This is a genomic window from bacterium, assembly GCA_035281585.1.
Lineage (GTDB): Bacteria > UBA10199 > UBA10199 > DSSB01 > DSSB01 > DATEDP01.
In genome coordinates, this window is sequence record DATEDP010000139.1 from 52872 (window position 1) to 66962 (window position 14091).

The 14091-nt window shown below is 60.4% G+C and carries 11 protein-coding genes; 4 read left to right on the forward strand and 7 right to left on the reverse strand.

Annotation, left to right across the window (positions count from 1 at the left end):
• Positions 1-2 precede the first annotated feature (2 nt).
• Entirely contained in the window at positions 3-1241 is a 1239-nt protein-coding gene (gshA, locus tag VJR29_12940; protein HKY64312.1) for a glutamate--cysteine ligase, read from the forward strand.
• Positions 1242-1266: 25 nt separating this feature from the next.
• Here gshA and VJR29_12945 read toward each other — a convergent pair whose 3' ends face one another.
• Both VJR29_12945 and dksA read right to left on the reverse strand, forming a co-directional pair.
• A complete protein-coding gene (locus tag VJR29_12945; GenBank protein ID HKY64313.1) occupies positions 1267-1575 on the reverse strand; it encodes a hypothetical protein in 309 nt (102 codons plus the stop codon).
• 83 nt (positions 1576-1658) lie between these two features.
• Positions 1659-2027, reverse strand: coding sequence for an RNA polymerase-binding protein DksA (gene dksA / locus VJR29_12950; GenBank protein HKY64314.1), 369 nt, complete (start codon positions 2025-2027; stop codon positions 1659-1661).
• Between the two features lie 115 nt (positions 2028-2142).
• Between dksA and purU the strand changes: the two genes are divergently transcribed.
• The gene (gene purU / locus VJR29_12955; GenBank protein ID HKY64315.1) at positions 2143-3003 is read left to right on the forward strand and encodes a formyltetrahydrofolate deformylase; all 861 of its coding nucleotides are present in this window, start codon (positions 2143-2145) and stop codon (positions 3001-3003) included.
• On the opposite strand, the gene VJR29_12960 is transcribed toward purU, so the two are convergent.
• The gene (locus VJR29_12960) at positions 3004-5409 is read right to left on the reverse strand and encodes an MMPL family transporter (protein HKY64316.1); all 2406 of its coding nucleotides are present in this window, start codon (positions 5407-5409) and stop codon (positions 3004-3006) included. It abuts the gene before it with no gap.
• A 56-nt stretch (positions 5410-5465) separates the two neighbouring features.
• Here VJR29_12960 and VJR29_12965 point away from each other — a divergent pair, with 56 nt between their 5' ends.
• Entirely contained in the window at positions 5466-6356 is an 891-nt protein-coding gene (locus VJR29_12965) for a 50S ribosomal protein L11 methyltransferase (protein ID HKY64317.1), read from the forward strand.
• Positions 6357-6510: 154 nt separating this feature from the next.
• Here VJR29_12965 and VJR29_12970 read toward each other — a convergent pair whose 3' ends face one another.
• From VJR29_12970 to VJR29_12980, 3 genes are all read right to left on the reverse strand, one after another.
• Positions 6511-8751, reverse strand: a complete 2241-nt coding sequence (locus VJR29_12970; GenBank protein HKY64318.1) for a hypothetical protein — start codon at positions 8749-8751, stop codon at positions 6511-6513.
• Positions 8751-11042 carry a hypothetical protein gene (locus tag VJR29_12975; protein ID HKY64319.1) on the reverse strand — a complete coding sequence of 764 codons (2292 nt, stop codon included), beginning with the start codon at positions 11040-11042 and terminating at the stop codon, positions 8751-8753. Before VJR29_12975 ends, VJR29_12970 begins: the two co-directional genes overlap by 1 nt.
• Positions 11043-11370: 328 nt before the next feature.
• Complete coding sequence (locus tag VJR29_12980; GenBank protein ID HKY64320.1) at positions 11371-12345, reverse strand: hypothetical protein; 975 nt, start codon at positions 12343-12345, stop codon at positions 11371-11373.
• 80 nt (positions 12346-12425) lie between these two features.
• On the opposite strand from VJR29_12980, the gene VJR29_12985 reads away from it, so the two are divergent.
• Entirely contained in the window at positions 12426-13673 is a 1248-nt protein-coding gene (locus VJR29_12985; protein HKY64321.1) for an MFS transporter, read from the forward strand.
• Here VJR29_12985 and sugE read toward each other — a convergent pair.
• Complete coding sequence (sugE, locus tag VJR29_12990; GenBank protein HKY64322.1) at positions 13670-13987, reverse strand: quaternary ammonium compound efflux SMR transporter SugE; 318 nt, start codon at positions 13985-13987, stop codon at positions 13670-13672. The genes VJR29_12985 and sugE overlap by 4 nt on opposite strands.
• Positions 13988-14091: the final 104 nt, after the last annotated feature.

Here is a 14091-nt window from a genome sequence, read left to right on the forward strand (position 1 = left end):
TTGTGCTGCACCAGATTTCGGAACACTTTCTCAAAAATCGCCAACGGATCGAGGAATTCTTCGCCCAACGGGCCCAGGGCTTGAAGCCCCTTCCCTATTTGAGCTGCGACATTCGGAATTCGGGCCGCAAGATCGGCGTGGTCGACACCAATCTTTTCCCGGCCGGCTTCAACAATCTCTGCAATTCCTATTCGAGGATCACCGGCCGCGCCCTCCGGTCTTATTTCGAAGAGCAGCTGCCCGAGGTGAAAAGCCTGATTCTGCTGGTCGAGGAGCACACCCGAAATCGCTTCTACCTCGAGAACGTCCGGCGCCTGAGCCGTCTGCTCGAAGAGAGCGGGCTCAAGGTCGGCTTGGCCTATCTCGGCCAGGATTTGGGCGAGCCCCAGGTCGAGGTCGACTTGGGCGACGGGGCGCCCTTGGTTTTATACCGGCTCCAGGTCAAGGAAGGCCGGCCTTGGGCCGGGGAGCTGGCCGGCGATTGGATCCTCTCGAACAACGATTTTTCCAAGGGCGTGCCGGCCGAGATCGAGTCGGTCGCCGGTCGGGTCTCGCCCTCGCCCCAGCTTGGCTGGCACCGGCGCCGTAAGAGCCGCCATTTCGAGCTGCTCGCCGGCCTGACCGAGGAGTTCGCCCGAGTCGTCGACCTCGACCCTTGGCTCCTGCAATGCGATTTCGAGTCGGTGACCAATGTCGATCTGGCCAATGCCTCCGACGTCGGCCGGCTGGCCGACGCGGTCGACCGGGTCCTGTCAAGGGTCGGCGACCGTTATCGGTCCTACGGCGTGGAGGAGTCGCCCTATGCCTTCGTCAAGAACGAGGCCGGGACCTACGGCATGGGCCTGATGGAGGTCATGCAGAGCGATGAGATCCGAAACATGAACCGCCGCGACCGGAACAAGCTGCTCAGCGCCAAAGGCGGCAAAAAATCGGATTCCTTTTTGGTCCAGGAAGGGATTCCCACCGCCGACTTCTACAGCGAGTACCCGATCGAGCCGGTGATCTATATGGTTGGGTTTCAGATGGTCGGCGGATTCTTCCGGATGAACGCCCAGCGCGACGCCTTCACCTCGCTCAACGCCCGAGGGATGGAGTTCGCCTGCCTTTGCATGCACAAGCTCAGCGAGCCCCACGAGGGAGCCTTCCTCAACTGCGCCGAAAAAGAAAATTTGGTCCGCATGGCGACGGTCAGCGCCCGCCTGGCCGCCTTGGCCGCGGCCGAGGAAGCTAAAGAGCTGTAGCAAGGGGCTTCAGCCCCGTTCCTCTCTATTCCGGCGGCGGGCAGCCCTCGGTGTCGTACTTCGCTTTATCCATGAGATAAGCCTTGGCAGGCTCGGCGACCCCCGCGCTCCAGGCCCCGTCCTTTTGGCCGGCAACCGGAAGATCGTATTGCCGGAGGATGCCGATCACCCGCACCATCCGATTCGAGAACTCCGGTGGCCAAGAATCCATTCCTTTCACGTAGACCGTCCGGTGATCGATCGAAAGGGCCGCTCCCAACTTTTGATTTTGGGTGGTTCCAATCAGGATGACGCGCTTTCCCAGGTGGCGGTCCCAATCCTCGGCATGAGTCAAGGGATAAGCGGCCGCGGCGAGGGCTGAACCGGCAAAACAAATGAAAATTAGAATGAATAAAGGAGAGAGAAGCCGGGAAAGCTTTATTCCTCGGCGTAGGCCTTCTCGCGCCGCTCTTCCTCTTCTTTGCAACGGATGCATAGGTCGGTGACCGGCCGGGCTTCGAGGCGCTTGACGCCGATGTCCTCGCCGCAAGATTCGCAGACTCCATACTCGCCCTCTTCGATCTTTTTGAGGGCCTTGTCGATCTTGCGGAGAAGGATGCGTTCGCGGTCGCGGAGCTTGAGGTTGATGGCTTGATCGGTTTCGCTGCTGGCGAGATCGACCTCGTCGGGAAGGTCGTTGGGATCGAAGACCACCGATTGCTCGCTGAGAGATTCGTTGAGCTGAGTGATCGCCTTGCGCCGCTCCAGCAAGATATCCTTAAATTTCTTCAGGTCTTTTTTGTTCATAATTCCTCGCCTCAGCGGAAAACGGGTAAAGAACGATATTGATGAAAAGGAAATGTCTTGTCAACGATGATCTCGATGATAAGCTTGGGGTTCTTCCGAATCGAGGAGCCTTTTGGTGGCCAACGCCGATAACGCGATTCTACTCATTGTTTCGCCGGACAAGCCGGGACTGGTCTCGGCGGTTTCCGAATTCGTTTACAAGCACAACGGCAACATCGTCGACTCCGACCAGCACACCGACGTCGAGACCGGCACCTTCCTGATGAGGCTGGAGTGGGAAATGGGCGGCTTTAACCTCGACCGGACCCAGCTTCAGCAAGAGCTCGACAAGCTCGCCGCCCGCTTCAACATGGAGCATTCGCTTCATTTTCGCGACGAGCGCTGCCGAATGGCGATCCTGGTCTCGAAATACCGCCATTGTCTGTACGATTTGCTGGTCCGCCGGGAGCTTGGCGAGATCGACGTCGACATTCCGCTGATCTTAAGCAACCATGCCGATCTCAAGGAGGTCGCCGGTCATTTCGGCATCCCTTTCGAAGTGGTTCCGGTCACCGAAGCGACCAAAGCCGAAGCCGAAAAGAAGCAGCTCCAGCTGCTGCGCGATCACCGGATCGATTTGGTGGTCCTAGCCCGCTACATGCAGGTCTTGAGCCCGAGCTTCGTCGCGGCCTACCCCAACGCGATCATCAACATTCATCACTCTTTTTTGCCGGCCTTCATCGGCGGGAAACCCTATCATCAGGCCTATTCGCGCGGCGTCAAGCTGATCGGCGCCACCAGCCACTACGTCACGGCCGAATTGGACAACGGGCCGATCATCGAGCAGAGCGTCGCCCGGGTCACCCACCGCGACCGGGTCGAGGACTTGGTCCGCAAGGGCCGCGATCAAGAGAAATTGGCCCTGGCTTACGCGGTGCGGATGCACATCCAACGGCGGATCCTCACCTACAACAACAAGACGGTGGTATTCGAATAATCAGGCCGCCTGCCGGCGCAGTTTGCGGTCCTCGAAAAATTTCAAGATCATCGGCAGGTAGAGCAAGGTCGTGATCAGGCAAGTTCCGAGGCCGATCGCCGCCACCTGCCCCATCGAGCGCAGCCCGCCATGGGTGCAGAAAACCAACCCGAAGAAACCGGCGGCATTGGTCATCGAAGCCAGCAAGGCCGAAACCCCGGTGGTGGTCAAAACCTTGGGCAAGGAGCCGGCCCCGAGCTCTTCATAGCGATGATAGATGTGGATGCTGTTATCGATGCTCATCCCCATTACCGCCGGAATCATGACCATGTTGTAGAGGTTGAGCTTCACGCCGGCAAGGAACATCACCCCCATCACCCAGAAAACGCCGGCCAATATCGAGAACATCACCAGCAGAGTCTTCCGGACATTGCGGAAATTGAGGAAGACGAAGAAGGATACGCTCAGCACCGAGATGACCAGGACCTTTTCGGAATCCCGGATCATCGTCGTCAGGACGTCGGCGAAGACGATGGCGTCGCTGCTGGCTTGGAAAGTCCCCTTGGGCGTCTCGAGCTTGGAAATCTCGGCGGCGAAGGCGATGGCTTTCCGGCCGTCGTCGAGCTCGATGCGGGGCTTGGCCAGGATCATCATCACGCTGCCGGGAATCGCGGGATCGCCGATGAAGCGCTCGGTCACCTCGGGCGGCGCCTCGCCCTCCTTCACCATGGTCGTGTCGGTTACCGCTTTCCGAAAGCGGTCGAGGTCGGCCCGCTTGTCGTCGGGCACCAGCTTGATGGTGTCGTCCTCCAGCATCTTCTGGATGTCTTTCAACACGGCCATCTTTTCTTCTTGCTGGCCGGGGACCAAGGAATAGATTGAATTGGTGCCCTGGACGGTGGTGTCGGGATTGGAATCCCGGATCTTCTCGACCGCGGCCTTGATGGCCTCGGCTTCGGCGCGGTTGTGGATGATCACCGCCGCCGGATTGTTGAGCCGCTCGCCGCTGGTCGCCCGCTGGCGGATCTTGTCGAGCCGGGTCGACGGGTCGTCGGCCCGGATCTTCTTGGTGTCGTACTCGAACTTCAAATATGGCGTGGCCAGGATCGAAAAGACCGTGATCAAGCTGAAAAGGACCAGCATCGGCCGGACGAAGCCGGAGCTGAAGGAAAAGCGGCCCTCGAACTCCCGGATCGTGCCGCCGAAATGAAGCAGCCGGATCTTTTCGCCCAGGACGAGAAGCGCGGGAAAGAAAGTGAAATAGAGCAAAAAAAGCACGATGAGGCCCAGCCCCGAGATGAGGCCGAACTCGCTGAATCCCTTGAAGTCGCTGAAGATCATCAGCAAGAAAGTGACCGCCAGCGAGGCCACCGCGGTGAGGACCGCCGGGCCCAATGAAAGGTAGATTTCGGTCAGAGTGGTTTCGAGCGGCACCCCGCCGTGGCGCTCTTCGTAATAGCGGGAAAAGACATGGATGCCGGTTTCGACCCCCAAGCCACCCAAGATGGCGAATAGAAACGAGGTCGTGACGTTGAGCTTGGCAACCCAGAGCGAGGACAGGGCCAAACCCATCGGAATGCCGACGGCCAAGGGCAGGAAGATCAAAAAAACGTATTGCGGCTTCCGAAAACGAAGCAGCAGCGGCAAAAAAATCAAGGCGCCGGAAATAATGCCCGCGATCTTGAGATCGTGAATCAAGGCCCGGTATTCCATGACCCGGGTCGAGCCGCTGAAATACATCTTCATCGAGGGATCGTAGGCCTTGATGTCGAAGCCTTGGACGACTTTTTGAACTTCGTCCTGGAAGTTCCTTTCCTCGGCCATCGTCAGGTTGGGCTGCTTCGACTCCACGTAGATCGCGTAAAGCCGGCCATTGGGGCTGACGTAATACTTGTTGTCGACGGCCTCCCCGCCGTACCGTTTGCGGTACTTCGCCTCCATGTCCTCGAAATCGAGGTTGGCGTCTTCCTCCTCGTCAAAGCTGATGTAGAGCGGGCCGAGCTTTTCCCGCTGGATCTTGCGGTCGATCCGGTGGCGGATGTCTTTGAGGTCGTCCAGCTCCAAGAACAGCAGCTTGTGCTTGTCGAAGTATTCGTAGCCGACTTTGGTGATGAGGGCCTGACCGACGTAGGGATTCTTTTCGAGAACCAGCTTGAGATCCTGGATCAGCTTCTGAGTTTGCTCGGGATTGTCCGATTCGAAGACGACGGCAAAGCGCTTCTTGGGTTCGAGCTTGTCGCGAAGCTGAAGCAAGGTTTGGACGCTGGGATAATTGCGCGGCAGCAGGTCGATGGGATCGGTGCTGATGGTCTTGAAGAGCCGGATCATCCGCGGAAAGCTCAAGGCCGACAGCGCCAGGACCAGGAGGATCACAACCCCGTAGTATTTCAGCAGCCACCGAACCCAGCACCGGAAAAATTTTTCCAAAGGAATACCTTTATAATATAAGAAAGCCGCCCGGTCTTATAATGAAAGGGCCGCCGATGCAACCGCGCCGAAAAAAGAGCCATCTCCTGTTCAAAGCCAAGGTTTCCCGGGGCGATTTCGACTTGGCCTTGGGCCTGCTCTATCAATGCGGCCTGACTTCCAGTCAGCGGGTCCCGGGACCGGGCCGAGTCGGCCTGAGCGCCGCCTTGCCGCCGGGCCTGAGCGCCAAGCAGCTGCTTAGCGGTTTGAGAGCGCTGGAAACCGGCCTCGGACGTCGGCTCTTTCACGAAGCCAAGGTCGAAAAAGTTCTGCGCGGCGATTGGAGCCGGAAATATCAACGCTACTTGAAGCCTTTCCAGCTCATTCCAGCTTCGGCCTTATCGGCGGGCCTCGAAGTCGATCCTCGCGGAAAGACTCCGCGCCGATTGGAAGCGAACACTTTGTACATCGAAGCCGGGCTGGCCTTTGGGACCGGCACCCACACCACCACCCGGCTGGCCGCCGAGCTTTTGAGCGAGGCGATGGCGTCGCGACGTCGGCCCTCGGTGCTCGACGTCGGCTGCGGGACCGGCATCCTGGCGATGACGGCCAAGAAGCTCGGCGCCGCCAAGGTCGTTGCGGTCGACAACGATCCCGAGGCCCTGGTCACCGCCAAGGAAAACTTCAAACGCAATCGGCTTTCGGGGATTCGGCTACTCCTGTCGCTGGACGGCTTGAAGGCGAATTTCCCGGTGATCGTTTCCAATATCGGACTGAACGTGATCTTGGAGTTGAAATCGGAGTTTCGCCGGCTGCTCGCCGTCCAGGGCGACTTGATCCTGACCGGCCTACTCTATAAGGACGTTCGCGAGCTATTGCGAGCTTATCGGGGGATGGAAATCGTCCGGAAGTGCAATCGGCTGGGTTGGTCGGCGGTTTGGCTGAAGAACGCGCCTTTGTCATCCTGAGCGAAGCGAAGGATCTGCGACCTACCAAGATTTTTTGAAAGTTCTAAGTCCCTTCGTGTCTTCGGAGAGATTCCGTAGAAACGAAGGGGCTTTGGCTTTAGAGACTTTCTTGGCCGGTCGCAGATCCTTCGCTTCGCTCAGGATGACATCCATTCTACTCGATCTTCAAGCAGCCGCCGCTCACCGGGTTCTTCAAATAAATGTGGAAATGCGGGTCGATGTCCCGGATCTGAATCTCGCGGTCTTCGGGCGTGAATTGGAAGAGTCCGAGCGAGGCGTGGATGTGCTGGCGGTCGATCCCGCAGCGCTTTTGGTCCTTTTTGGAAAAGGTCGGCTGACTCTCCTCGCCGGCGATGACCAGCTTCTGAAAGCTGACTTCCCGGCCCTTGCCGTCGCGCAGGTCTTGCAGGCGGTCGATTCGGATGCTGGCGGCCTTCATCTTGGCGCTTTCGGGAATGGCCAAGGGAAAATAGATCCCGCCGGGCAAGCGCGCGAAAAGCTTGCCCCAGGCGTCGCCGGTGATCCGGATCGGCCCGAGGTCGGCCTTGGTGATCTCGAGCGCGGCCTGGCCCTGCTCCGCCGAGACCTTGCCCAGCTCCATCTTGGCGACCTTGAACTCGATGTCCTGCGGCTCGATGTAAAAGTCGGTGACGACTTGCTTGGCGAGCAGCGGCCCCAGCCTTTTCTTGAGATCGGGCCATTCCTCGACCTCGGAAGTGTCTTGGTGGAAGACGACGCGCCCGCCCTTTCCTTGGACTCGGATCGATTGGTCGCCGGCGCCGCCCTCGAGCAAGGCCTGCTGGCTCGCCGGCCAAACTCGCAGCCGGCCGAGGCCGGCCACCGAGGCGTCGCGAACTTGAGTTTTAACCGAGGCCTTGAGCTTTTCGGATTGGACGAGCAAGCGCAGCTCCGGCAATTGGGCCTTGAGGCTGCCGCTCAAGTCCACCACCGGATCGCCGTTGGGGGCCGGCTTCACCTCAAGCCTTCCATTCCCTTGGAGGGCTTCGAACTTGAGAAAGCCGATCTCGTCTTCACCCGACTTCACTTTAAGCTCGCCGGTGGCCTTTCCGGTCAAGCCGGCAGCGAAATGGACTTTGCCGTCGACGATCCGCAGCACGACGTCGGAGAAGACCGCCTCGTCGTTGGGATTGGTCCGCAGCTCAATGCCTTTCTCGCGAAAGGCCAAACGCCGGGCGCTGAGCTTGGCGATGTCGATTCGCGGCCCATAGGCGTCGGTTTGGAATTTCAGCCCCTTGAGCTCGATGCCCTCCTCGAGATCGAGGCGCAGCGGCAGGTCATCCTGCTTGGCCCGCCCCTCCAAGTACATCCGTTTGCTCCGGTAAGACGGGATTTCATAAGTGGTGGAGCGTTTGCCGAGAGGATCGAAACGGAGCTGAATCTCGAGCGGGTCGAGCCGCTCCTCGGCATTGGTCAGCTTGATCGCGCCCTCGCGGCCCTTCCATTCGGCCGCCCGGAGACCATGGACCTTGACCTTGGGCTCCAAGAGCGAGCCGCCGACGATCAAACGGTGCTTTTCGCCCGGAGCCAAGGGCGCGAAATGCAGGGCCAGGCCGCCGAGCTGGACTTTTTCATTGCTGAAGTCGCCGCTGATCGAAATTTCGGCCTTGTCCAATACCGGCTTGACCTTATCGATGCCTACTTTCTTAGCCGTTTCTAAGCCGCGCCTTTCGGCGATCTTGAGCACGATGTCGAGGATCTGCCAGCTATAGACCGGCAGACCTTGATAAAGGTCCCATCCTTTGCCGCGGATCAAGTCGGGGTCGAGCTCGGCCTTGTTGACGTAATCCTCATGAACGTCCTTGCTCACCGGGAACCAAAGGTATTGGACTTTGGCCTCGAGCTTGCGGCTCGAGGGATTCATCTGGACCCGGAGGATCTTGACGATGAAGAAGGGTCCGATGATGGGCACTTGCTCGAAGGGCTTCAACAAAGATTGCGGGCCGGCATAGGGCTTGAAATCGATGCCGAGCTGAACGACCGCCCCCGGCCCCTTCAGCACCGCGTGGGTGAAGGTCTGCACTTGGCCCGGGCCGATGCCTTCCATCGGCAGCTTCAAGTCGGCGCTGAGCTCGAAATCCTTCAACTGGGTGGTCAGATCGTAAATTAGCTTGGCCAAGGGAGTGTCCGGCGGCGGCGGCAAGGCCGGCGCCGAGCGAATCTGGGGCGCGAAAATTTGGGTCGGATAGAGCGTGGCCAGCGGCTTGACCGAGACCGCGCCCTTCGCCAAGAGCGGATGGTCTTGGGCCTGATCGCAGAGATAATAATCCTGGGAAACCTGAGACGGCTTGGTCAGCGGATTGAGGTTGAGCGAGGGCCGCGGACTCGAGGCTTGCAAGTCGGGAAGCGTCCGCGGGCTGACCTTTTGGCAAACCATCAGCGTCCTCCCTCGGCTTTCAGGCTCTTCACGAAGAGCCGCCAATAAGCCTCGGCGCTTAAGGGCAATTGATCGGTGATAAGAAAGACCTTGCGGCTCCCCAGCCCTTGAACGTTCGAGCCCAGCCAGACCGAGGGCTCGACTCGGGCTTCGAGCCGGATTCCCTCGCCGCCGGCATAAGCGATGCCGTTTTGAACGCTCCAGAGCTGATCGGCGACGAGGTCGAAGCCCTCGACGGCCTTTGCCCGAGAGCTTCCGTCTCCGACCCTGACTTCGCCGCCTTGAATTCCAACGCCGCGGCCCCCGATCAAGATTCCTTTCGGGAGCAAAACCGCTTGCCAGGTTCCCTTGAGGGGGAATTCGCCTTCGACCGTTCGGGATTCGCCGGGCAGCGACAGCGGGCCGAGCCGAAGCTCCGAACCGCGCCGCGGATCGAGCCAAAGGAAGACCGAGCGCCGCGCCGGCGAATAGCTCAGCGAGCCTTGCAGGTCGGCGTCAAAGGGCCCGCTTAAACCGCCGTCGAGCTTGCCTTCGACGCGGGCCTTCAAGCTCATCCTCGGCTTGGCCAGCAGGCTGCTCCACGGATCGGTGGTGAAGGAGCCGCTGACCTTTAAATCTTCGGCGAAGAGGCCCGAGGCCAGCGGCAAGCGCGAAGGGCGAAACTGGAAGCTGCCGGCGATCCGCTCCGATTCGGCGGTCCGGCGCAAGCGCAAGTCGAGGGCGTTGCCGCCCGGGAGGTCCGGCAAGCGGATCCGGCCGGCCAGGCCTTGCTCCGACCATTGGAGCTCGGCTCGGCCCTTTCGGGTCCAGGACCTTCCGTCATAGTCGAAGGCGATCGAGGGGAGCTTGAGCTCGCCTTGCTTGGCGCCGGCTTTCAACTCCAGCTCCGAAACCAAGGCGAGCGGGACGTTGAGCCCGCGCAGCTTCAGGGTGCCTTCGCCATCCATCCCCCAATCTTCGCCCTCGAGCTTCGGCTTCAGCACGAAGGAAAACCGAGGCTCGATCGCGGCGGCGCCATAATTCAAGGCCACGGCATCGCCTTCGAGGGTGAGTCGTTGAGAATCTCCCTTGAGATCGACCGACAAGCCTTCGGCTTTCAGGAGCGACGCTCCTTCGGCTTGGAGGATCGCCAAGTCTCCGCTGAGCTCGAAGTCGAGGCGCTTCCAAGTCCGGCCGGCGCCTTCATACTCGACCTCGCCCTGCCCGACCAAGGTTCCGAACCAGGAAAGACCGCTGGAGCCGAGCGGCGCAGGATGCTCCTTCGGCACCTGCCATTGAAGATCGCGCAAAGAAAAGCGGGACCCGGCGAGGGCGAAGCTGCCGTTTTTGAAGCTTCCCCGGGCCGAGCCGTCGAGGATGACCGAAAGATTGGGCAAGCCGGCGCCCTCGATCGCATTCAGAGGCGTCTCGACCCGCAAGCCCTCGGCTTCGAGCTCGATCTCGCCTCCCCGCCGCAGAACCAAATTGGCCGCCCCCTGAAGAATGATTTCGGACTCGCCGAACAGCGGCGCGATTTGGGCGCGGGCCTTCATGTTCCGGATTTGAAGGCGAGTCGCACCCTCTTCCGGAAAATACCGAATCTCCAGGTCGGCCAAGCCTTCGGGGATCGACCAGCCCTCGGGAAGCGGCAGGCGCGACAAGTCGAAATGCGGCCACAGAACTTTGCTGCCGCGCTCCAAGCCCGAGAAGTCGAAGCTGCGCCAAAGGCCGGCCGCCAAGTTGTCTTTCAATCGAGGCAGGTCGAGGTAGGCTTCCAAGCCCGCGCTCAAAGGATGGCAGGAGCCGCCCGGAGTGCCCGGAGGATCCACCACCCAGGTTTCGCCGGGAATTTCGGCTTTCAGCGTCACCTGGCGCAGTGCCGAGAGCAAGGGATCGTCGCCGCCGCCCGCTTCGGGCGATTGAGTAAAAGCCTTCAGCAAGTCGGCCAAGGGAAGCGGATGGATTTTCTTTTCGGGAAAAGCCCGAGCCAGCGGGCCTTTCAACACCGGCTCGGTGATGTCGCTGTCCTTGGGCAGGGAGGGAAAGCAGCTCTTCAGGCGGATTTTCCCGGCGGCATCGGTGTCGACGGCACAGAAATCGTAGAGCCCGCCGAGGGCGTAGAAACCGCCGAGCCGCAGCGGTTGAGGGAAGGAAAGCCGGCCCTGGCGGACCCGAGCCTCGGCGCAAATCCCGGCTCCCTCCCGCAAGTAGAGATCGGGCGAGTTTTCGACGGCCAAGACGCCGCTTCCGAAGCGAAGCTCGGCTTGGATTCGGGCTTCGCGGAAATAACCGTGAAGGAGGCGCGGCAGCAAGTTTTCGCGGGAGTAATACTCCGGCAGGGCTCTGAGTTGATCTTCAATCTTTTGAAGTGGAGGAACGGACGCGGTCGGAGGAAGGACCGGTCCCACAGGCCCAAGGCTGGAAGGACGTGGCGGTGACAAATGTGCCCCTAATGATCAGCAACACCCCTGCCCAAACGCTCGGTACTATCGACGATTTGTTGCGAAAACGATAGGCGCGGCGCGTCATTGTCATCCTGAGCGTTAGCGAATACCCAAAATACGGGCACAAGGGACCTGCGACCTCCTTGGGTGGTAAAGATCCTTCGGCCCTTCGGGTCCTCAGGATGACATCCGAAGATCAATCTTTCTTTTGCGCCGTGAGGATGAGTCCGAAGCCCAGAATGGCGATGCCGATGATGGCCGACCAAAGCAAATCCATCCCGACCAGCATGGCCACCGGAACCGAAGCCACGGCCACCAAGATGTACCAAAAGCTGCCCCGGGACCTTTCGCCGGCGTCGGCCGTCGCCATCGGCCCCATGTAGAATGGAATCTTGTGATCGGCGAGGAAGCGCTGCATCTGCTCGTCGCTCAAGCCCCAGCGCTTCTTCAAATAGCCGATGACCTTCTGCGAGGAGTCGGTCATCCCGTCGCGCTGCAGGATTTGGAGAGCCAGGACCGCATGCTCGACCTGGGAAGTGGGGTTGGCCTCGGCCCGCATCAGCTCGAGCATCGCCGAACCGGGCCGCGCCATTTGGCCGAGCTTGGCGGCCTCGCCGGCCTTCTCGCCCAAGGCGGTCGGAATTTCGGGCGAGCCGAACTTGTGCTTGATGTCGCCGGCGTCCTTATCGGTCTTCTGAAAGACCACCGCTTGATGGACCGGAATTCCCTTTTGCAAGACTTGCTGAAGCCGGCTCCAGAACATCCCGCCTTGCTCGGCCTTGAGGTGGTTGAGCATTTGCGAGATTTCCATCTTCTGGCCGGCGAAGAGCCGGGAAGCCTCGCGGAAGAACTCTCGGATCACCTGCATGTCACGCTGCAAGTCTTGGCCCCGGGTCTCGGTGTTGGTGGCGGCGCCGCCGCTGCTCTGGGGCACCCGGTAATTCTCATAGCCTTCCTGAAAGATCGTCTCGAAGGCCGATAGGAACTCGAAGGACATGGTCGAGGGCTCTTCTTGCTTGGCTTGCTGTTGTTGGGATTGCTTGAGCTGCTCGGCCTGGGCCCGCTGGGCGTCTTGGGCCTGCTTGGCTTGGTCGGCTTGCTGAGCCTGCTGGCTTTGCTCGGCCGCCGGCGTCTCCGGCGGTCGCTGATTGGAAACGCTCATGTCACCCATAGGACCTCGCCTCCATTATCCGCTTTTTTATTCGCAATTTCGCCAAAAAGAAATTAATTCTTGCTCAAGATAAGGAGTTTATGTCGCCCCCCGCGTCCCCGGCCGTCCACCCCCGCGCGGCTTTCCAATCCCGCGATTTTCGGTACTTTATCTCGGCCCGCTTCCTGGCTTGGAGCAGCCATCAAATGATGAACGTGGCGCTGGGCCAGTGGATTTACGAATGGACCCGCGACCCGATCTACCTGGGCTATCTGGGCCTGGCCCTCTTCGTCCCCAAAATCGCCTTTACCATCTTCGCCGGCCACGTCGCCGACCGCTTCGACCGGCGGCGGGTGATCCTGATTTGCCGGATCTTTCAATTCTTGGCGGTCGTCGGGCTGGCGCTGGTGGCCGGCCTCGACGTGAAATCGCTGGTGGGGATTTATGCCCTCGTCTTCCTGACCGGCACCGCCAACGCCTTCGACGGGCCTTCGAGCCAGGCCATCGTGCCCCAGCTGGTGCCGGCGGATCACTTTAGCAACGCGGTCAAGTGGAACTCCTCGATCTTCCAGCTCGGCTTCATCGCCGGTCCGATGCTGGCCGGTTGGCTCTACGCTTGGTTCGGCCGGGTCGAAGAAGTGCTGTTCGTCGTCGCGGGAATGCGGCTCGCCTCCTGCGTCCTGGTGGCGGCCATGCGCTATCGCAGCGTCATCATCGAAAAGTCGGTGATGAATTGGAACACCCTGATGGCCGGCCTTCGCTTCATCGTCGAGAAGCGGGTGATCCTGGGCACCATCTCGCTCGACCTCTTCGCGGTGCTCTTGGGCGGCGCCGTCGCCCTGCTCCCGGTTTACGCCAACGACATCCTGGGAGTGGGCGCCGAGGGTCTCGGCATCTTGCGGGCGGCGCCGGCCGTCGGCGCCGGTCTCACCGCCGTCGCCCTGGCCTACCTGCCGCCGATGAAGCGGGCCGGCTCGACCATGCTGGTCTGCGTCGGGCTCTTTGGGGTCTTCATTATCCTTTTCGGTATCTCGACCAATTTTTATTTCTCGATTTTCTGCCTCTTCCTGCTCGGCGCCGCCGACATGATCAGCGTCGTGATCCGGGGCGTCCTGGTCCAGCTCAAGACGCCCAACGAAATGCGGGGCCGGGTCAGCGCGGTCAATTTGATCTTCATCGGAGCCTCGAACGAGCTGGGCGAGTTCGAGTCGGGCCTGACGGCGGCTTGGTTCGGGACGGTGCCGGCGGTGGTGATCGGCGGCGCCGGGACTCTGGCGGTGGTCCTGATCTGGACCCGGCTTTTCCCGGAGATCCGCCAGTTCAAGCGCTTGGAAGAGCCGATGATTTAGCCCGAGGTGAGCTTGAGACCGAAGATACCGGCGACCACCAAGGCCAGGCAGAGCAAGCGGGGCCAAGCCGCGGATTCGCCAAAGAAGACCATCCCCCAGATCGCCACTCCCACCGCTCCGATGGCGGTCCAAATCGCGTAAGCCGTGCCGATGGGAATCCGGTTCAAAGCCTTGGCCAGAAAATAAAAGCTCAAGATCATCGCGGCGACCGTGAAAAGGCTGGGCCAAAGCTTGGTGAAGCCCTCGGACTTCTTCATCCCGAGGGCCCAGGTGACTTCCAATAAACCGGCGACGATAAGGTAGATCCAGGGCATAGGGGGGCTGCTTAGCATTTTTTTAAAACCGCCGCACGAGATACGGCGTCGTGCTTGTCATTCCGAGGACACGAAGTGGCCGAGGAATCTCATACCGACCAAGG